Annotated in this window: 15 protein-coding genes; 8 read left to right on the top strand and 7 right to left on the bottom strand. The window is 64.1% G+C overall.

What is annotated here, in order from left to right; all coding sequences use genetic code 11:
* Window positions 1-129: 129 nt before the first annotated feature.
* The gene (locus ACFW0B_RS12930; RefSeq protein WP_459251709.1) at window positions 130-5,652 is read right to left on the bottom strand and encodes a peroxidase family protein; all 5,523 of its coding nucleotides are present in this window, start codon (window positions 5,650-5,652) and stop codon (window positions 130-132) included.
* A gap of 1,037 nt (window positions 5,653-6,689) precedes the next feature.
* Here ACFW0B_RS12930 and ACFW0B_RS12925 point away from each other — a divergent pair.
* Window positions 6,690-6,932, top strand: coding sequence for a hypothetical protein (locus tag ACFW0B_RS12925; protein ID WP_449148701.1), 243 nt, complete (start codon window positions 6,690-6,692; stop codon window positions 6,930-6,932).
* Window positions 6,933-7,082: 150 nt separating this feature from the next.
* Window positions 7,083-7,580 (top strand): thiol peroxidase, encoded by a 498-nt coding sequence (gene tpx, locus ACFW0B_RS12920; protein ID WP_449148699.1) that lies wholly within the window; start codon window positions 7,083-7,085, stop codon window positions 7,578-7,580.
* A gap of 116 nt (window positions 7,581-7,696) precedes the next feature.
* Here the strand turns inward: tpx and ACFW0B_RS12915 are convergent, their stop codons facing one another.
* The 5 genes from ACFW0B_RS12915 to ACFW0B_RS12895 are packed head-to-tail and all read right to left on the bottom strand — an operon-like array spanning window position 7,697 to window position 11,103.
* Window positions 7,697-8,224 carry a cytochrome C gene (locus tag ACFW0B_RS12915; RefSeq protein ID WP_449148697.1) on the bottom strand — a complete coding sequence of 176 codons (528 nt, stop codon included), beginning with the start codon at window positions 8,222-8,224 and terminating at the stop codon, window positions 7,697-7,699.
* A 17-nt stretch (window positions 8,225-8,241) separates the two neighbouring features.
* Complete coding sequence (locus ACFW0B_RS12910) at window positions 8,242-8,763, bottom strand: methylamine dehydrogenase light chain (RefSeq protein WP_449148695.1); 522 nt, start codon at window positions 8,761-8,763, stop codon at window positions 8,242-8,244.
* Between the two features lie 18 nt (window positions 8,764-8,781).
* Window positions 8,782-9,393 (bottom strand): methylamine dehydrogenase accessory protein MauD, encoded by a 612-nt coding sequence (gene mauD / locus ACFW0B_RS12905; RefSeq protein ID WP_449148693.1) that lies wholly within the window; start codon window positions 9,391-9,393, stop codon window positions 8,782-8,784.
* A 3-nt stretch (window positions 9,394-9,396) separates the two neighbouring features.
* Window positions 9,397-9,936: a MauE/DoxX family redox-associated membrane protein gene (locus ACFW0B_RS12900; RefSeq protein ID WP_449148691.1), complete on the bottom strand. Its 540-nt coding sequence runs from the start codon at window positions 9,934-9,936 to the stop codon at window positions 9,397-9,399.
* Between the two features lie 12 nt (window positions 9,937-9,948).
* Window positions 9,949-11,103 (bottom strand): amine dehydrogenase large subunit, encoded by a 1,155-nt coding sequence (locus ACFW0B_RS12895; RefSeq protein WP_449148689.1) that lies wholly within the window; start codon window positions 11,101-11,103, stop codon window positions 9,949-9,951.
* Window positions 11,104-11,365: 262 nt separating this feature from the next.
* Between ACFW0B_RS12895 and ACFW0B_RS12890 the strand changes: the two genes are divergently transcribed.
* The 3 genes from ACFW0B_RS12890 to ACFW0B_RS12880 are packed head-to-tail and all read left to right on the top strand — an operon-like array spanning window position 11,366 to window position 16,284.
* Window positions 11,366-12,436, top strand: coding sequence for an HlyD family secretion protein (locus ACFW0B_RS12890; protein WP_449148687.1), 1,071 nt, complete (start codon window positions 11,366-11,368; stop codon window positions 12,434-12,436).
* On the top strand, window positions 12,433-15,156 hold the full coding sequence (gene rbbA / locus ACFW0B_RS12885; RefSeq protein WP_449148685.1) for a ribosome-associated ATPase/putative transporter RbbA: 2,724 nt from the start codon (window positions 12,433-12,435) through the stop codon (window positions 15,154-15,156). Before ACFW0B_RS12890 ends, rbbA begins: the two co-directional genes overlap by 4 nt.
* A gap of 3 nt (window positions 15,157-15,159) precedes the next feature.
* The gene (locus ACFW0B_RS12880; protein ID WP_449148683.1) at window positions 15,160-16,284 is read left to right on the top strand and encodes an ABC transporter permease; all 1,125 of its coding nucleotides are present in this window, start codon (window positions 15,160-15,162) and stop codon (window positions 16,282-16,284) included.
* A gap of 59 nt (window positions 16,285-16,343) precedes the next feature.
* Here the strand turns inward: ACFW0B_RS12880 and ACFW0B_RS12875 are convergent, their stop codons facing one another.
* Window positions 16,344-16,964 carry a LysE family translocator gene (locus ACFW0B_RS12875; protein ID WP_449148681.1) on the bottom strand — a complete coding sequence of 207 codons (621 nt, stop codon included), beginning with the start codon at window positions 16,962-16,964 and terminating at the stop codon, window positions 16,344-16,346.
* A gap of 133 nt (window positions 16,965-17,097) precedes the next feature.
* Here ACFW0B_RS12875 and ACFW0B_RS12870 point away from each other — a divergent pair, with 133 nt between their 5' ends.
* From ACFW0B_RS12870 to ACFW0B_RS12860, 3 genes are all read left to right on the top strand, one after another.
* Window positions 17,098-17,544, top strand: a complete 447-nt coding sequence (locus tag ACFW0B_RS12870) for an Lrp/AsnC family transcriptional regulator (protein WP_449148679.1) — start codon at window positions 17,098-17,100, stop codon at window positions 17,542-17,544.
* Between the two features lie 194 nt (window positions 17,545-17,738).
* Window positions 17,739-17,975: a type II toxin-antitoxin system ParD family antitoxin gene (locus tag ACFW0B_RS12865; protein WP_449148677.1), complete on the top strand. Its 237-nt coding sequence runs from the start codon at window positions 17,739-17,741 to the stop codon at window positions 17,973-17,975.
* The gene (locus tag ACFW0B_RS12860; RefSeq protein WP_449148675.1) at window positions 17,972-18,301 is read left to right on the top strand and encodes a type II toxin-antitoxin system RelE/ParE family toxin; all 330 of its coding nucleotides are present in this window, start codon (window positions 17,972-17,974) and stop codon (window positions 18,299-18,301) included. The genes ACFW0B_RS12865 and ACFW0B_RS12860 overlap by 4 nt, the downstream gene beginning before the upstream one ends.
* Window positions 18,302-18,377: the final 76 nt, after the last annotated feature.

The following is an 18,377-nucleotide window of genomic DNA, read 5'->3' as shown; positions in this document are numbered from 1 at the left end:
CTGGCTTGCCAGCGAATGCTCCTGTTTCGCCAGCAAGCTGGCTCCTGCAAGGCTCCCGGGCCGATACGCGCCAACCCAGTTGCAGCGCCACGGCGACACCAGGTGTGCGCCGTGGCGGATTTCCCGCTCTCACGCCCCCAATACAAAGTCGCTCTGGTTGATTGTGGTGACGTTGACCCCGACCAGCGTGATGCTGTCGGCGCCGATGGTTACGACGGTCTGGGCGACGGTTCCGCTGATGGACACGGCAGCGGCGAAGCTGGCGGCGCTGATGCCGAGGGCGGAGATGTCCAGCAGGTCCTGTCCTCCCGCCGGGTTGCCATCGAAGCCAATGATCTGGTCATGACCGAAACCGGCGGCGAACTGGAAGATGTCGTTTCCGGTGCCACCATTGAGGATGTCGTTGCCAGCTCCCCCCACCAGAACGTCGTTGCCCCCGTCACCCTGCAGCACGTCGGCGCCGTCGCCGCCAAGCAGCATGTCGTCACCGTTGCCGCCGGCCAGCGCATCATCGCCTTCCTGGCCTTCGAGCAGGTCGTTGCCGACACCACCTGCCAGCGAGTCATTGCCCAGCCCTCCGAACAAGGCATCGTTGCCGGTGCCGCCATCGAGTGAGTCATCGCCCTCCAGGCCGACCAGCGAGTCGTCACCGCCATTGCCCAGCAGGACATCGCCGGCAATGCCGCCGGTGATCTGGTTGGCCAGGGTGTTGCCGGTTACAGAGGTGGCGCCACTGCCGACGAAGACCAGGTTTTCCAGGTTGGCGGCCATGACGTAACTGGACAACTGGGAGTAGGCCAGGTCCACGCCACCACCTGCGGCTTCGACTATCACGTCGCCCGATACGTCCAGGTAATAGGTGTCATTGCCTGCACCGCCTACCAGGCGATCCGCCCCTGCGCCTCCGTCGAGCACATCGTCGCCGCTGCCGCCGGTGATGATATTGGCCAGTTCGTTGCCGATGCCGGTGAAGTTCCCGTTGCCGACGAAGGTGAGGTTCTCCACATTGGCGCCCAGGGTATAGCTCGCCAGGGTGGTGTCGACCCGGTCCGTACCGCCGGCGGTGCCAGAGGTTTCTTCGATGACCTGGTCGCCGGCATCGTCAACCAGATAGAGGTCGTTGCCGGCGCCGCCTTGCATCAGGTCGGCTCCGGCACCGCCGTCCAGCGTGTCGTTGCCGGCGTCGCCCTGCAGGGTGTCATTGCCTTCACCACCCAGCAGCGTGTCGTTGCCCGCACCACCCTGAAGCGTGTCATCGCCCAGCTCACCGTGAAGCGTGTCATTGCCGTTGCCGCCTGTGAGCAGATCGTCTCCGGCCAGGCCAAACAACTGGTCGTTGCCGTTGTTGCCGTGGGCGTTGTCGTCGCCCGCGGTGAAGCTGAGGATGTCGGCCGTGGCGCCCACGCCGTTCCACAGATCGCCGACCACTTGTGTGGGGGCGGAATAAATCACCTCGGCGTTACCCTGGTCATCGGTATAGCTGACCATCACCCGCAGCTCCTTGCCGACTTCAGCCTGGGTGGGGGTGAAGGTCGCGGCAATCGCGCCAAGGATGTTGACGAACGCGAGCCCGTTGAACACTTGCCATTGATAGGCAAAGGTGGCGTTGCTCGTGCCGTTCACGTCAGTGAATGCACGGCTGGCGGTGAGCAGCTGGCCTTCGGTGGGCGAGGTGTCGCTGATCTCGACCGTACCTACGGGCGCCTGATTGCCGATGTACACATCCTGATCGAGGAAGCGCAGCACCTCGATATTGCGCAGGCGATCGGTGCCGTCCAGCGCGGTCCCGCGAGCATGGACCACGGTCCAGGAACCATCGTCGTTGAGCGACCAGTCATAGTTGGCGGCGAGGTCCGAGAACAGGGCCACATCACGATCACCGGTATTGTTGGTGAAGCGGATCTCGCGAACGATCTCCAACTGGCCCGGATTCAGTGCACGGTTGAACATGCGGGTCTGCAGTTCCAGCAGGCTGTCGAAACGCAGCTCATTGCCGCTGCCATCCACCATCGGTGTGCCGTTTGCATCGAGCAGGCGCAGCTGCACGTTGAGCCAGGCGTCACCATCGATGAAGTCATCGCCGCCCCGGCCTTCGATCAGATCGCTACCACCACCGCCCAGCAGGATGTTGCCGCTGTTGAAAGCGATCACACCTTCGGGATCGACGCCGGGCGTCGGGGTGTAGTCAGCGACGAGATCGCCCAGCAAGTCACGCAGTCCATCGATTCGATCCACACCCGCCTGGGAGAGGAAGTTGTTGTTATCGAGGATGAACTCCGGCTCGGCGGTCAGGTCGTTACCCCTGTCGTCGCCGCGCAGCGTGTCGTTGAGATTCCATCCGGACAGCGCTTCCACCTGGCTGAAACGGTCGCGCAGCACTTCGATGGGCATGTTCGGGAATATCGTCTGGTTGAGGTCCGAGTCGGCCACCACCGGGCTATTGAGGTGGATCGCCCAATCGAAGCCCCACATGCCGATGTTCTTCTGGATACCGGCGCTCTGGAACATGATGTCGTCGCCCGACTCGGCGTCGTAGTCGGTATCGCCACCGCCACCATTGATCACGTCGTGGCCGACGACCTTGCTCTCGAAGAAGATGTCCCCGTTGTCCCCGGCGATATAGTCGAAGCCAGCTCCGCCTTCGATCCAGTCATCGCCTTCGTTGCCGAACAATGCATCGATGCCATCGCCGCCGTAGATGAAGTCATCACCGGTTCCGCCAAGCACCTGCTTGCCGTCGGTGCCGCCGATGATGAAATCCTTGCCCGCACCGCCAAACAGAAGGTCGATGCCATTGCCGCCGCTGATGACGTCGTTGCCGTCCTCGCCCTTGATGTTGTCGTCACCACCGATGTCGGTGATCACGTCATCGCCGCTGCCACCGTGCAGGATGTCGTTGCCGTAACCACCCTCCAGGGTGTCGTTGCCGCCATCGCCCCACAGGGTGTCATCGCCGGTGCCGGCCAGCAGCCATTCATTGCCTTCGCTGCCACCCAGCACCACGTGGTCGTCGCCGAAGTATTTCAGGACACCAGGCGCACGCTCGACCATGGGGGTGAGGGCCTCGAGGATCGGGTTGCTCCAGGTCGGGTCAGCACCGATCTGCCGCGCCTGATCGATCTCCAGGATGTAGTCCACTGCGGCGAACAGGTCGCCCGGCAAGTGCGAGGAACCGGGTGCCCCCAGGTCGGTGTTGGCCATGACCAGGGAGGCGAAGGAGTTGGCTTCCAGCTCGCTCAGCAAGTGCTGCCCCTGCAGGCGTGAGAGGTAGTAGAAGCGGTCGGCGTTCTGCAAGGTCTCCATCTGGGTTTCGAAGACGAAATTGAACGTCGAACCGAGCATGCCGCCGAACAGCATCTTGCGTTCGGCCAGCCCGCCGATCCAGAAGTCCACCAGATTCAGGCCGGTTTCCCGGTTTGCCCATTCGCCGGTGCTGTTGAGGAATTGCACCCGGTCTGCTGGACTGTCGTCACTGGCGTACACCAGCGCTTCGGCGGCTGCGCGCTTGTCGGCTACGGTGATGGCCTGCGTGATGCTGTCGTGAGTGCCGTAGGCGGCGATGAAATTGATGATCGACGCCGGATGCTTCAAGTTCAGCGTGAAATCCACCCAGCTCACATAGGGCCTGAGGTTGGCGTCGTTGGTCATTTCGAAGAACTGTTCACGGGCATGGTTCAGGGAAGGCACGCCAGTGTCGCGGCCGCGCGCGATGTTGAGGGCGGCAAGGTCCAGCGGCAGCCCCACGAGGTTGTTGCGCAGCGCCCCGGTGATGAACTCGTCGATCTCGTTGCCCACCTGCCGCGTCATGCCGCGGATGATGGCGCCGGCTGCGGCATCTGCATCCTCGGCGCTACCGAATTCCACCGGGTTGAGGAAGGCCTGGATCAGTCCGAGATCGCTGTTCTGCATGCCGATGTCGAGGCGATCCACCGTCTCGTTCAGCATGGAGTGGCCGAACCGATAAACCACATGGGCGAACTCGGCGACGATGGCCGGGTCAAGCTCCACGTTCGGCTGCACCATGAACACGTCGGTGAAAGGCTGGATCTTGCGCACGAACTCTTCGAATACCAGATGCTGGTACTGCATCTCGTTGGTGAAGCGCGCGGCCTGGAACAACCGCTCGCCGTCCCAGGCGAGGGCGTCGATCTCGGCCTGGCTGGCCGGCCAGGTAGCGACGTCGATCCTCAGCCACTGGTTCAGGAATGCGAGATCGCCGTCTTCCAGCAGGGTCGACTTGATCTGTTCGATCAGGCGGTTGTGCTCGGCATGGAAGACATGGTGCACGGCAGTCAGGCCGATGTTCTCGTTACCGCGCCCGTCGCCGGTGATGTAGTGGGCATCCAGCAATTCGTTGTCGTAGCTGGCCAGGGTCGGCAAATTGCCAGGACCGACCGGCAATTCGGGGTTGAAGTCCGGATTGGCAATGGGAGCCCCGCCGAGGCCGAGCGCGTCGTCGCTGTCGGCAACCTTCATGCTGCCGTCGCTGTTGCGCGGGGTAGCCTCGTGAGCGATGTCGTCAAGGAACGCGTGGCCGGTGCGAATGGCGGCGGCGGTGCTGATGGGCGCGGCGGGATTGCCTTCGACCAGCCCGGCGGCCGTGACGATTTGAGCGAAGCCGTTGGCGCCCCGTTCGAATTGGCCGTATTCATCGGTTGCCAGCAGTGGCAGGTTGGTGACGTCGGCATCGCTAAGGTCGATTCCCAGCTTTTCGCGGGCCTGTTGCTTGATGTCTGCCCAGGTGGCCAGGCCGCCTCCAGGACCATCGAGCATGCGCCCCGTGGCCACCGGAATCAGCAGCGGCTGGCCATTGTCGTCCAGTATCGGCTGCCCGTTGGCATCCAGCCTCGGCACCATTTCGTACTCGCGCAGAAACACCTGGTGGGACGGATGCGAGGTGTACGTCTGGTTCTGGTCGATAAAGGGCGTGGTCTGGTTGATGTGCTCGCGTACGTCGTCGGCGGTGCCGAGTATGCCGTCCGCTCCAGGCTGGTTTGTGGCGCGGGTGAGCACCATGAAGTTGGTGGGCGAGTTGGGATCGTAGAGCGGGTCATCCGTTTGAAGCGGAATGTACACGGTACCGCTGCCGCCCTTGTTCACCAGGTCGAGGCCGTGGTCGAAGAACTGGCCAAAGATCGCCATCCAGGCGTTGTAGGGCGCCGATATGCCTTCATCCGGCGCAACGTTGGCGATGAACATCAAGTCCGGTGTATCCGGGTTGCCATCATGGTCGAAGGCGAAACTGCCCTCGGTGGAATTGGCGGCCGCCACTGCCGCCGGGTTGGTGGCGGACTGGTCCGAGATCAGGTTGCTGATGGTGCGGGGTGCGGAGTCCACCACGTAGCCACTGGTTTGTTCATAGGAAGTCTGGGTGGTGCTGTCGGGGAAGCCGGGCGGGGCGCCGGGACCATCGATGCCGAAATCAGCGTCGATGAATTCGGGGGCCAGCATGCGCGGCATGAGCTGGTCCGCCGAACCGTAGTATTCGTATCCGGGGATCAGGTTGTTCCAGGTGCCGTTGACGGTTCGCAAGCCGATAGGCAGCAGCGGATTGCCCACCAGGTCGTAGAGCGACTCGCCGTCAGCATGGCGTTCGGCGACGATGATCTGGTCGAGGATGAAGGCCAGGTCTTGCTTGATCAGGGTGATCATCTTGTTTTCCTTGGGGCAAAGCGCCCCCTTGGCGGTTCGCTTGAAGTGGCGAACGGCCTGTTCTCGGGCTTCAACTTTTCTTCGGCAGACGACGTCCTCACACAGCAAAGCGGACTGCGCGTTGTCTACGAGGTTTCAAGTGGGCGAAGTTATGCGGCGGCTGCGCCAGCCGGTGGCCCATGAATCAATTTGTGCAGGTAGGGCGGTTCTATTTGCAGAACACCGGCATAAGCGCGATCCAAGATGCCTCCTGGACGCCTTGTTTCCCTGAAGGGGATTGGAATGTCGGCGGTTCAAGAACCGGGAATGGGCGTCGTGATCAATTAAATAGTGCGGCGGGAAGTGGTCAAGAAACTGCCAAAAATGGCGTCTGACTTGAGTTGCTTTCATATCCTCATGAAAACAAAAGAAATTAATGAGTGTTCGGGTTTTTCGATAAATGCCCGGGTAATTCCCCAGAGGCGGGCAAATTTTTCCCCAGTTATCCGGGTAACAAGGATGGCATGGCACTCTTACTCCCCAAAGTCGTCCCCGGGACTGGGTATTCAATCAACTGAAGTTGGCCTGAGATACCGTTTATCCAGAATGCTTAATGTTTGTTTCGAGTTGTGTCGTATTGCTGGGGAAATAAAAAATAAATTTCGTTGTTTGGGTAACTATCTGACCGTCGAAAGTTTCTGTTTGCGGCCAGGAACAGGCTCCGGGGCAGCATTTACCGCCCAATGAATGGGCAGTTATCGCTGTTGTTTTCCAGCAGGAGTCTGCGCAATGCCACTTCCCCCGGAGTTGGGGAGAGCGATGGGGTTTAACCACCCGGCAGCGGGGGATGGGGTGCGGAACGGGATCTCCCCCGTTTCTTGCATAACCGCCTGCATCCGCAGCCCGCGCCACTTCAGTCGAGCGCTGTTCCGCAACTACACATTCAGGTGCGTCCCTTGCATGGGCGCCTCGGGTTCCCGATAACCGAGCCGTAGTGCGCCGATAGGGGTAAGCCGGGCTCGACTCAGACATTCCCGTCGAAGGGCAAGAACATGGACATGGATAAGAAGACCGTGGTTCTGCTGGAAAGATTGCTTGAAAAAGCCGCTGCCGATGTGGACGCCAATGGATTCGCCAGAGCCAGCCTCCAACTCGACAACCCGACCCGAGAACGAATCCGGTACGCCGGGGAATACCTGGTGGAGCGCGCCGCGGAAAAGTTTCCGGCGCTTGATCCCTACGTTTCATCCGATGCCGATGGAACCATCGACCTGATCCTGGACCGCCTTAGAACGCGGTGAGGTGCTGCTGCGGAGCCGGCCTGGAATCGAATGAGCTGGCCTGCGGAAGGATTTTTCGACGCTGGCTGACTCGAAAGTCAGGACAATCTTCCCGGCTCGTGGTTAACTCAGCGTTTTCCTACAACACCACCTCAAACAAGGACAATTGCTATGGCTCAAGTAACCCTGAAGGGCAACCCGATCAACGTTGACGGCCAACTGCCGCAGAAGGGCCAGCAGGCTCCGGCATTCAGCCTGGTTGGCGGCGACCTGGCCGACGTGACCCTGGCCAGCCTGAGCGGCAAGCGCAAGGTGCTGAACATCTTCCCGAGCATCGACACCCCGACCTGCGCCACCTCCGTGCGCAAGTTCAACGCCGAAGCCAGCAAGCTGGCGAACACCGTGGTGCTGTGCATCTCCGCCGACCTGCCGTTTGCCCAGAAGCGCTTCTGCGGCGCTGAAGGCCTGGAGAACGTGGTGAACCTGTCCACCATGCGCGGCGCCAGCTTCCTCAAGGACTACGGCGTAGCCATCTCCAGCGGCCCGCTGACCGGCCTCGCCGCCCGTGCGGTGGTGGTGCTGGACGAGAACGACAAGGTCCTGCACAGCGAGCTGGTGAGCGAAATCGCCAACGAGCCTGACTACGCAGCTGCCCTTACCGTCCTGTAAGGGATGCGGAAATGAACAAGGGAGGCTAGCGGTCTCCCTTTTTTGGGTGCGCCAGGCCTGGCGCACCCAAAAAAAGCCCGCCATGAAGGCGGGCCACAAGCCGTCCAGCATAAAACTCAGTAGGCGTCGTCCATGCCATCGTCGATGGCGATGCCTTTTTCGCGCATCTGCCTGATCAGGCCCGCGCGGGTGTCCGGCAGGTTGAGCAGGGTGACGCTGCGGATCCTGGCGACTTCTTCCTCGGTGTAGGGCTTGTAGTCGTCCGGCACGCTGCTGCCGGCGATGCCGTCCTTGCGCATCATCCAGTTGATCAGGTCCGCCAGCTGGGCGTTGTTCAGCGCCGACTGGGACATGCCCGGCACCCGCACGAGGAACTCGCGGCCGCCTTCCACCTTGAGGAAGTTGCCGACGAAGTCCTTCATCTTCGGCGTGTCGTTGGCCCTGGAGCCGGTGCCGTCGCCCAGGTGGCAGCCAGCGCATTGCAGCTGGTAGTTCACCGGGGTGCTGTAGCCGGCTTCCGAGATGGGCGTTTGCGGCGTTTCGTTGCCCGGCGCGTGCTTCTGGTTCGGGTCCGGAATCGCGCGGGCCATGGCCAGCGGGGCCGCCATGGCGCACATCAGTCCGGCAATCAACAGGTAACGCATGGCGGCCCTCCGGCGGGTCAGATCGCGACGCCGCGGATGATGGAGACGGTGCAGTGGTAGATGTGCGACTTGGCCGCCAGGCACCAGTTGACGTCGTTGTTGTTGAACGGACGGTACGCCGGTTCCTCGCTGTCGTTGCGGGTGCAGGCGCATTGGGCGCAGCTGTGCTTACCGCAGCAGTCGTTATAGGAAATGATGTAGTCCTTGCCGTCGGCCGGGTTGCGGCAGGTGCCGATCCAGGTCACCTGGGAGGCCTCGGTGCCGGGCGGGCAGGAGGTCACCGAGCCGCCGCAGCAGGCACAGAGGAAGCCGTCCACCGAGCAGTAGCGCCAGTAGTCGCAGCTATTCGGGTCACCCGGGTCGCCGGCTTTCGGATCGTCGGCGGCGAGCGCCTTGCTGGTGCGGTCGATGGGTAGCAGCACCGGCAGGGCGGCGCCGGCCACCATCAGCGAGCCGATGCGACCGAGGAAGTTGCGCCGCGACGTGGTGTCGGCGACGTGACGCGTGGAGCGTTCGAACAGACGGTCTAGCAGTTTCATTGGGTGCTCCCTTCCTTGTCAGTGGTTATGTGCGCCGTGGGAATGCGAGTGGTTGTGCAGGTACTGCTGCAGGGTCGCGCTGCCCAGGTGCTCGGCCTCGAACAGGCTGTCCAGGTGCTCGCGGGAGTTCACCAGACCCTTGGAGCGCAGCACGCCGGCCTTGTCGATCAGCGCCGCGTAGGGAAGCTTGCCGATCTGGTAGGTCATGCCCACTTCCGGGCCGACCACGTAGGTGGCGTCTTCCAGCTTGTGTTCGGCGATCAGCGCCTGCTGGGCGTCCATGTCGCCGTCGCTGACGTAGATCACCTCGAGGCGGTCGGCCTGGTCCTTGGCGATGGACTTGATGGCCGGCAGCAGGGATTTGCAGATCGGGCAGGTGGGCGAGAGGAAGAACAGCAGTTGGGCTTTTTCGCCGGCGTAGCCGAAGTTCACCGGGCGGCCGTTACGGTCGGCAGCGGTGACTTTCGGGGCGGGTTCGTTGACGGCTACGCCTTTGTCGACCATCAGCGCGCCGGCCGGGGCCAGGCGGCCGTGGAGTACACCAATCTGACGCACCAGGCCCATGACGGCGAAGGCCAGGGCGATCAGCAGGCACCAGAGCAGGACGTTGGAAACGATAAGAGCTTCCATGATTCACCTTCCAATAAGTTTGAGCAGACGGGGAGCGTTGGCCATCAGGCCATCGGCAGCGGCGTAAAGGAGCAGGGCAGCGGCGCTGGCGGCGATCACGACGAAGATGTCGAAGGCGCCCAGCTCGCGGCTGCGGGGGGCGAGGCTGGCGACCAGCGCCAGGCTCACCAGTACGGCGTTGCGCGCCAGCAGCACCGGGCGGATCGGCTGGGCCTGTTCAGGGCCTGCGCAACCGCAGTCGATGTCGCGGCGACCACGCCACAGGTTGATGCCGATGGCCCCGGCGTAGCCGGCCAGCAGCGCGGCGGCGGCCAGTGCGGCCAGGTGGCGGCTGGCGGGCACCAGCAGGGCGAAGGCCACGGCCACTTCGATGAAGGGCACGAGACGCGACACCGGGCGCACCAGGCCGCGTGGCAGCAACTGGTAATCCTCCACCTGGTTGGCAAAGCGCGCCGGCGCACGCAGCTTGTGGGTCGCCGCGCTGGCCAGGATCACCGCGACCGCGAGGGCGGCGGCGATGACGAATATGGGATCAGCTTGCATGGCTTCACCTCGTCAGTGGCTAAGGACCTGGGTCGCGGTCTTCTGGATGTGTTCCATGGTGCCGGTGTGCTTGCCGCTCTTCAGGTCGAACACCTCCAGACCGCCGGCGATATTGGTGCCCAGCAGCAGAGGGTTGTCGTCGCTGGTGGCCTGCAGGCTCCAGATCGGGTTCGGCGCTTCCAGGGTGCCGATGCGCTTGTGGGTCTTGAGGTCATAAACCCAGATGAACGGGCTCGGGTCTTCCCACTTCATCGCCTCGTGGGCGTCGTGCATCAGCACGTAGAGACGGTTCAGCTTCGGCGCCACGGTGATCAGCTGCCAGCCGCCAGGCGCCCAGCCGGCCTTCTTCTCGGCGGCGTCGCTGACCAGGTTCCAGGCTTCGAGGACCTTCGGCTGCTTGCCGGAGAAGTCCACGCCGCGGACGGTGCCGGTGGTGGTGACGAAGTAGTAGATATCGCCCACGTTGTAGGCGCGCTCCACCAGCTTCTCGGCGTTGGGGTCGAAGAAGGCAGTGTGGGTGCGGGAGACTTCCTTGCCTTCGTCGTCCAGCGTCACCAGTTGCAGGCTGCCGTCGCCGCACAGGGAGGCGAAGGAACGCTTGCCCACCGGGTAGTTCAGCACGCAGCCGGGGATGGCGATTTCACCGGCCACGGCCCTGGCCTTGATGTCGACCACCGTCACCGAGGTGGACGGGGTGAAGTTGTAGACGTAGACGAAGCGGTCATCGGCGCTGGTGCCCAGGGAGTAGCGCTGGGTCAGTGCCTCGGCACGCTTGGTGGGAATCAGCACTTCATAGGCCGGGGACAGGGTGCTGGTGTCCCAGGCGGTGAGCACGTCGGTGCGGGTGCCACGGGTGCCACGGGAGTAGAACAGGTCGGCGGTGAACAGCGTCTTGCCGTCGCGGCTCAGGGTCGAGGGCGCGGCGAAGCCAGTGGGCACCATGCCGAGCATTTTCTTCTTCTCGGGGTCGACCACGGTCACGCGACCGGCGACGAAGCTCTCGAACTCCACGTCGACGATGTATGCGCGGTGCGGTTCCGGCGGGAAGGGCAAGGTGGTCTGGCCGATGCCCTGATCGGCCGGCAGCTCGGCACTGGCATTGCCGAGGCCGATGAGCGAGACGCTCAGGGCCAGCGTTGATTGGGCGAGGATCCTGGTTATTCGCATTGCAGCGGCTCCCTGAGTTATTGGACTTTGTTGCGGGTGCGGGGCAGAAATCTGCAGTCCTAGTCTGCCGCTGGCGGCCAGCGTGGAGCTTGTTGTCCGTGCCAACCCTTTGTGTGCCCGTGCCACTTCCTGTTTCCGGCTGCCAGAACCTCCGAAAACTCGCCAGAAAGCATAGCTCTGGCTTGAAATGACCTATATCAAGAACGATTCCTGCCTAAATTCGGAAAATTCCTACGTAACCATGGAAATAGCGGGGAATCAGATGAAGTTGCCGACCGGACGCAAGTTGACCTGGGCGCTGGCACTGCTGCTGGCGGCAGGCGCTGCCGGAGCCTGGTACGGGCTGCGGCCCGCCGGTCTGGGCGAGGGATTCGCCAGCGGTAACGGGCGCATCGAGGCCACTGAGCTGGATGTGGCCACCAAGCTGGCCGGACGCGTGGCGGAAATCAGCGTGGATGAGGGCGATTTCGTCAGCCAGGGCCAGGTCCTGGCCCGCATGGATACCCAGGTGCTGGAAGCCCAGTTGGCCCAGGCCCGCGCCGAGGTACGCCGGGCGGAGAACGCCACGGCCACCGCCCGGGCGCTGGTGGCTCAGCGGGAAAGCGAGAAGGTCACCGCCGCTGCCGTGGTCGCGCAGCGCCAGGCCGAACTCACCGCCGCGCAGAAGCGCTTCAGCCGTACCCGCACCCTGGTGGCCCGCAATGCGCTGCCGCAACAGCAGCTGGACGATGACCGCGCCGTGCTGCAGAGCGCCGAAGCCGCTCTGGCCGCCGCCCGCGCGCAGGTGCTCTCGGCCCAGGCCGGGGTGGAGGCGGCGAAGTCCCAGGTGATCGAAGCCCAGTCAGCCATCGAGGCGGCCACCGCCAGCACCGTGCGCCTGGTCGCCGATATCGACGACAGCGTGCTCCGCGCGCCCCGCGCTGGCCGGGTGCAGTACCGCATCGCCCAACCCGGCGAGGTGCTCGGCTCCGGTGGCCGGGTGCTGAACATGGTCGACCTGGTGGACGTGTACATGACCTTCTTCCTGCCGGCCAACCAGGCCGGGCGGGTGATCCTCGGCCAGGAAGCACGTCTTGTGCTGGATGCCGCTCCCCAATACGTGATTCCGGCGAAGATCAGCTATGTCGCCAGCGTCGCCCAGTTCACCCCGAAGACCGTGGAAACCGCCAGCGAGCGGGAGAAGCTGATGTTCCGGGTGAGGGCGCGCATCGACCCGGAGCTGCTGAAGAAGTACATCACGGCGGTGAAGACCGGTTTGCCCGGCATGGCCTACCTGCGGCTCGATCCGAAGGCCCCCTGGCCTGAACACCTGGATGTGAAGGTCCCGCTATGAACCAGGGTCCAGTCGCACGGCTGGACGGCATCAGTCTCCAGTACCGGGGCGTGCATGCCCTGGACGATGTGAGCCTGGAACTGCCGGCCGGGTGCATGGTGGGGCTGATCGGCCCGGACGGCGTCGGCAAGTCCAGCCTGCTGGCGTTGCTGGCCGGCGCGCGCAAGGTGCAGGGCGGAGCGCTGCATGTGCTCGGCGGCGACATGCGCGAGGCCAGCCACCGCAGCGCCATCTGCCAGCGCATCGCCTACATGCCTCAGGGGCTGGGTAAGAACCTCTACCCGACGCTCACCGTCTTCGAGAACGTCGATTTCTTCGGCCGCCTGTTCGGACACGAACGCGAGGAGCGCGAGCGGCGTATCGCCGATCTGCTGCAGAGCACGGGCCTGGCCCCCTTTCGCGAGCGGCCGGCGGGCAAGCTCTCCGGCGGCATGAAGCAGAAGCTGGGCCTGTGCTGCGCGCTGATCCATGACCCGGACCTGTTGATCCTCGACGAGCCCACCACCGGCGTCGATCCGCTGTCGCGCAACCAGTTCTGGCAACTGATCCAGCGCATCCGCTCCGGCCGTCCCGGCATGAGCGTGCTGGTGGCCACCGCTTATATGGAGGAAGCCGAGCGCTTCGACTGGCTGGTGGCGATGGACGAGGGCAGGGTGCTGGCCACCGGCTCGCCTGCGGCGCTTCGTCGGCGCACGGGCACCGACAGCCTGGAGGCGGCTTTCGTCGCCCTGCTGCCGGAAGAGAAGCGTCGTGGCCACAGGCAACTGGTGATTCCGCCGCGCCCGGCGGGCACTGGCGAGGTCGCCATCGAGGCCGAAGGGCTGACCTGCCGCTTCGGCGATTTCGTCGCGGTGGACCATGTGAGCTTCCGCATCGAGCGCGGGGAAATCTTCGGCTTCCTCGGCTCCAACGGCTGCGGCAAGTCCACCACCATGAAGATGCTCACCGGGCTGCTGCCGGCCAGCGAAGGGAGCTGCGCGCTGTTCGGCCAGCCGGTGGACGCCAGCGACATGGCGACTCGCCGTCGGGTGGGCTACATGTCCCAGGCTTTTTCCCTCTATAGCGAACTGACGGTGCGGCAGAACCTCGACCTGCACGCGCGGCTGTTCCACCTGCCGGAAGCGGAGATCGGCCCGCGCGTGGCCCAGATGCTCCAGCGCTTCCAGCTGGAGAAGGTGCAGGACGAACTGCCCGGCAGCCTGCCGCTGGGCATCCGCCAGCGCCTGTCCCTGGCGGTAGCGGTGATCCACAAACCGGAAATCCTCATCCTCGACGAACCCACCTCGGGTGTGGACCCGGTGGCCCGCGACGGTTTCTGGGAGCTGATGGTGGAACTGTCGCGTCGCGACGGGGTGACCATCTTCATCTCCACCCACTTCATGAACGAGGCCGAGCGCTGCGACCGCATTTCCCTGATGCACGCCGGCAAGGTGCTGGACAGCGATACGCCGCAAGGGCTGATGGACAAGCGCGGGCAAGCCAGCCTGGAAGCCACCTTCATCCTCTATCTGGAGGAAGCGGCAGGGCAGGGCGCCCAGCCGCCCGCCGAGGCTCCAGCGTCGTCCGCGCCCACCCATCAGGCTCCGGCCAACCCCGGCTTCAGCCCGCAGCGCCTGTTCAGCTACGCCCGGCGCGAGGCCATGGAGCTGCGCCGCGACCCCATCCGCCTGACCCTGGCGCTGCTGGGCACGGTGCTGTTGATGTTCATCATCGGCTACGGCATCAGCCTGGACGTGGAGGACCTGTCCTACGCCGTGCTCGACCGTGACCAGACCACCACCAGCCAGTCGTACGCGCTGAACATCGCCGGCTCGCGCTACTTCATCGAGAAGGCGCCGATCCGCGACTACGACGAGCTGGACCGGCGCATGCGCAGCGGCGAGCTGAGCCTGGCCATCGAGATTCCGCCGGGCTTCGGCCGTGACCTCAAGCGCGGCGCCAGCCCCCAGATCGGCGTCTGGGTGGACGGCGCCATGCCGACCCGCGCCAACACGGTGAAGGGCTATGTGCAGGGGCTGCACAGCGACTACCTGCGGGAACTGGCGCGCACCTCCAGCAGCGCCGCAATGCCGGCGACGGCGAGCGTCGAACTGCGCTACCGCTACAACCCGGACGTGGAAAGCATCCAGGCCATGGTGCCGGCGGTGATTCCGCTGCTGCTGATCATGATCCCGGCCATGCTTACGGCCCTTGGCGTGGTGCGCGAGAAGGAGCTGGGCTCGATCACCAACCTCTACGTCACGCCGGTCACGCGGCTGGAATTCCTCCTCGGCAAGCAACTGCCCTATGTGGCGATGGGAATGTTCAACTTCGTGCTGATGGCGGCCCTGGCGGTGCTGGTGTTCGGCGTGCCACTCAAGGGCAGCCTGCTGGCGCTGCTGGCCGGCGCCTTGCTCTATGTCTGCGTGGCCACCGGCATCGGCCTGCTGATGTCCACCTTCATGCGCAGCCAGATCGCCGCGGTGTTCGGCGTGGCCATCGCCACCATGGTGCCGGCCATCCAGTTCTCCGGGCTGGTGCACCCGGTGTCGTCCCTGGAGGGCGGCGCGGCGCTGATGGGCAAGCTCTATCCCACCTCGCACTTTCTGGTGATCAGTCGGGGCGTGTTTTCCAAGGCCCTGGGCTTTGCCGACCTTGCGCCGTACTTCCTCGCGCTGGCCGTGGCCATTCCGCTGCTCACCCTGCTCAGCGTGCTGGCGCTGAAGAAGCAGGAGGACTGAGCCATGCGCGCACTGGCCAATGTCTTTCACCTCGGGATCAAGGAATTCCGCAGCCTGCAGCGCGACTACGCCATGCTGCTGCTGATCGCCTGGGCCTTCAGCCTGGGCGTCTACAGCTCCGCCACCGGCCTGCCGGAAACCCTGCATAACGCCCCCATTGCGGTGGTGGACGAGGACCGTTCGCAGCTTTCCACCCAGCTTATCGATGCCTTCCAGCCGCCGTATTTCCGCCCGCCGGCGATGATCGACCAGGCCGCCATGGACCGGGGCATGGATACCGGGCAGTACACCTTCACCCTGAACATTCCGCCGGACTTCCAGCGCGACGTGCTCGCCGGCCGCAGCCCGGCGCTGCAGTTGAATGTGGACGCCACCCAGGTCGGCCAGGCGTTCAGCGGCGCGGGGTACATCCAGAGCATCGTCGCCGAGGAACTGCAGCAGTTCGTCCAGCGCTACCGGGGCGCCAGCCTGCAACCGGTGGAGCTGGCGCCGCGCATGCTGTTCAACCCCAACCTGACCCAGGCCTGGTTCGGCGGGGTGATGGAGGTGATCAATCAGATCACCATGCTGTCGATCATCCTCACCGGCGCCGCGCTGATCCGCGAGCGGGAACATGGCACGGTGGAGCACTTGCTGGTGATGCCGCTGTCGGCCTTCGAGATCATGCTGGCCAAGGTCTGGTCCATGGGGCTGGTGGTGCTGCTGGCGGCGGCGCTGTCATTGAAACTGGTGGTGCAGGGCTGGCTGGCGGTTCCCATCGGCGGCTCCATCGGCCTGTTCCTGCTGGCGGCGGGGCTGCACCTTTTCGCCACCACCTCGATAGGCATCTTCCTCGGTACAGTGGCGCGCTCCATGCCGCAACTGGGGCTGCTGACCATCCTGGTGCTGATGCCGCTGCAGATACTCTCCGGCGGCACCACGCCACGGGAGAGCATGCCGGAGCTGGTGCAGCACATCATGCTGGCGGCACCGACCACCCACTTCGTGGCATTGGCCCAGGCCATCCTCTATCGCGGCGCCGGCCTGGACATCGTCTGGCCGCAATTGCTGGCGATCATCGGCATCGGTGGTGCGTTCTTCGCCGCTGCGCTGGGGCGGTTCCGCAGGACGATCGGGCAGATGGCGTGAAGGGGCTTTCCTGTAGGGGCGACTTCAGTCTCTGAGCAGGCGATGGCCTGCCACACGACTCAGCTAGCCACCACCCGCGCCAGCTGCCAGGCCGCAAAGCCCAACAGGAAGACGCCAGCGGTACGGTCGATCCACTGCATGGCACGCACGCCCAGCCGGTGACGGATCAGGGACACGCCCAGGGTCAGGGCCAGCCACCAGAGGGCCGAGCCGCAGAACACGCCCAGCACCATCAGCAGCCCGTCCACCCCGGCCAGCGTCTCGCCGCCGGACAGGGTGGCGAAGATGGCGATGAAGGAGAGGATGGTCAGCGGGTTGCTCAAGGTCAGCAGGAACACCGAGACGAACGCTGGCAGGGCATGCACCGGGTCGCCGGCACTGGCCGCGCGCTCGGGTGGGGTTGCGCGCAGCATCTTCAGGCCCATCCAGGCCAGGAACAAGGCGCCGGCTATGGCGAGCGGGGTGGCCAGCGCCACGAAGGCGCGGGTGATGGCGCCGATGCCGAAGGCGCCCAGCGCCCCGTAGCAGGCATCGGCCGCCGCGGCGCCCAGGCCGCTGATGAATCCGATGCGCGCACCATGGCTCAGGGTGCGCTGGATGCACAGCAGGCCGATGGGGCCGACCGGCGCCGCGATGGACAGGCCGATCAGGACGGATTTGAGAAACAGCAGGGCCGCCATGATCAGGCTCCGGAGGCAGTGGACGTGGGCAATATTTTGCGCTGCACTGCCTCGATGCTGAATGCAGGGATTACGGAAGTTTCGGGTAATCGCCTGAACAATTTACGCAGTTGGCCCGGGAGGCCTGAGAAATATGGAGCTCGATGCCAAGTCCTGGAAGATCCTGCAAGTGGTGCAGCGGGAAGGGCGCATCTCCCTGACGGACCTCGCCTCGCGCGTGGCACTGTCCTTGCCGGCCACCTCCGAGCGGCTCAAACGCCTGGAGGAGGCCGGGGTGATCGAGGCCTATTGCGCCAGCGTCTCGCCGGAGAAGGCCGGGTACGGGGTGATGGCGCTGATCGGCATGACCACCCCGCAGCCGGACAAGGCGCGGCTGATCGCCCAGTTGCAACAGATGCCCGAGGTGCTGGAGTGCCTGCATGTCACCGGCCAGGACTCCTTCATCCTGCGGGTGGTGACCCGCGACATCCGGCATCTGGAGCGCTTCGTCGGCAGCATCAATCACTTCGGCGAAACGCGGACGTCCATCGTCATGTCCGCGCCCATTCCCCTGCGCGGCCTGGAGCCGCCGCGCGACTGACCGTTGGATAGGGGGCAAAACCATACCGAGGGTTGGCTGAGTCAGTCGCAGCTCTGCTCAGTTCAGGGTTTTCAGCCGTCCACCCGTGTCGATTATCGACAGTTCGTGCCTGTGATTTCGACACTTCCTCGACACCTGCCGTCAAAACCGGATGCTAAGATGGTTTGGCAAAATTTGCCAAAAGGTGGTTTCCCATGAGCACCATGAACATTTCCCTGCCCGACGCCCTCAAGCGCTTTGTCGATGACCAGGTTAGCCAGCGCGGCTTTGGCACGAGTAGCGAGTATGTCCGCGAACTGATCCGCAAGGACCAGGACCGTCAGCGCCTGCGTAACTTGCTTCTGGAGGGCGCCGCCTCCGCCCCTGCCGCCCCGGCCGATGAGACCTACTTCGCGGCGCTGCGCAACCGGGTACGGAACGCCGAGGCATGAAGGCCAAGCCCATCATCCCTCGCAAAATAGCCAATCAGGATATCGACGATGCCATCAGCTACTACCTGAGCGAGGCAACTGAGCAAGCCGCTCTCGGCTTCATCGGCGCCCTGGAGCGAGCCTACAAGCACATCAGTCGGCATCCCGAATTGGGGTCATCACGGTACGCCCACGAACTCGATCTGCCGGGACTACGTTCCTGGACGTTGAAGCGCTACCCCTATCTGGTCTTCTATATCGAGCGTGATGATCACATTGATGTGTGGCGGGTGCTGCATGGAATGAGGGATATCCCGGCCTGGATGCAGGATAACGAGAGAAATTAAGTGCGTCCCAGTTAATGCCAGGAAGGAACCCTATGAAACTTGGCTGTGACAAGTGTTCGCCTTCGACCAAGAAAAC

Origin of the sequence: Metapseudomonas phytobenefica (genome assembly GCF_043392685.1) — a bacterium.
Classification (GTDB): domain Bacteria; phylum Pseudomonadota; class Gammaproteobacteria; order Pseudomonadales; family Pseudomonadaceae; genus Metapseudomonas.
The sequence above is the reverse complement of the archived record's forward strand: the minus strand, read 5'-3'. Positions and strand labels throughout refer to the sequence as shown.

Coding starts and splice junctions, on each gene's coding strand:
- ACFW0B_RS12895 (WP_449148689.1), bottom strand. CDS start 11,103: ATGCGAATAACCAGGATCCTCGCCCAATCAACGCTGGCCCTGAGCGTC.
- ACFW0B_RS12890 (WP_449148687.1), top strand. CDS start 11,366: ATGAAGTTGCCGACCGGACGCAAGTTGACCTGGGCGCTGGCACTGCTG.
- ACFW0B_RS12910 (WP_449148695.1), bottom strand. CDS start 8,763: ATGAAACTGCTAGACCGTCTGTTCGAACGCTCCACGCGTCACGTCGCC.
- ACFW0B_RS12880 (WP_449148683.1), top strand. CDS start 15,160: ATGCGCGCACTGGCCAATGTCTTTCACCTCGGGATCAAGGAATTCCGC.
- rbbA (WP_449148685.1), top strand. CDS start 12,433: ATGAACCAGGGTCCAGTCGCACGGCTGGACGGCATCAGTCTCCAGTAC.
- ACFW0B_RS12930 (WP_459251709.1), bottom strand. CDS start 5,652: ATGATCACCCTGATCAAGCAAGACCTGGCCTTCATCCTCGACCAGATC.
- ACFW0B_RS12875 (WP_449148681.1), bottom strand. CDS start 16,964: ATGGCGGCCCTGCTGTTTCTCAAATCCGTCCTGATCGGCCTGTCCATC.
- ACFW0B_RS12900 (WP_449148691.1), bottom strand. CDS start 9,936: ATGCAAGCTGATCCCATATTCGTCATCGCCGCCGCCCTCGCGGTCGCG.
- ACFW0B_RS12865 (WP_449148677.1), top strand. CDS start 17,739: ATGAGCACCATGAACATTTCCCTGCCCGACGCCCTCAAGCGCTTTGTC.
- ACFW0B_RS12870 (WP_449148679.1), top strand. CDS start 17,098: ATGGAGCTCGATGCCAAGTCCTGGAAGATCCTGCAAGTGGTGCAGCGG.
- mauD (WP_449148693.1), bottom strand. CDS start 9,393: ATGGAAGCTCTTATCGTTTCCAACGTCCTGCTCTGGTGCCTGCTGATC.
- ACFW0B_RS12925 (WP_449148701.1), top strand. CDS start 6,690: ATGGATAAGAAGACCGTGGTTCTGCTGGAAAGATTGCTTGAAAAAGCC.
- ACFW0B_RS12915 (WP_449148697.1), bottom strand. CDS start 8,224: ATGCGTTACCTGTTGATTGCCGGACTGATGTGCGCCATGGCGGCCCCG.
- tpx (WP_449148699.1), top strand. CDS start 7,083: ATGGCTCAAGTAACCCTGAAGGGCAACCCGATCAACGTTGACGGCCAA.
- ACFW0B_RS12860 (WP_449148675.1), top strand. CDS start 17,972: ATGAAGGCCAAGCCCATCATCCCTCGCAAAATAGCCAATCAGGATATC.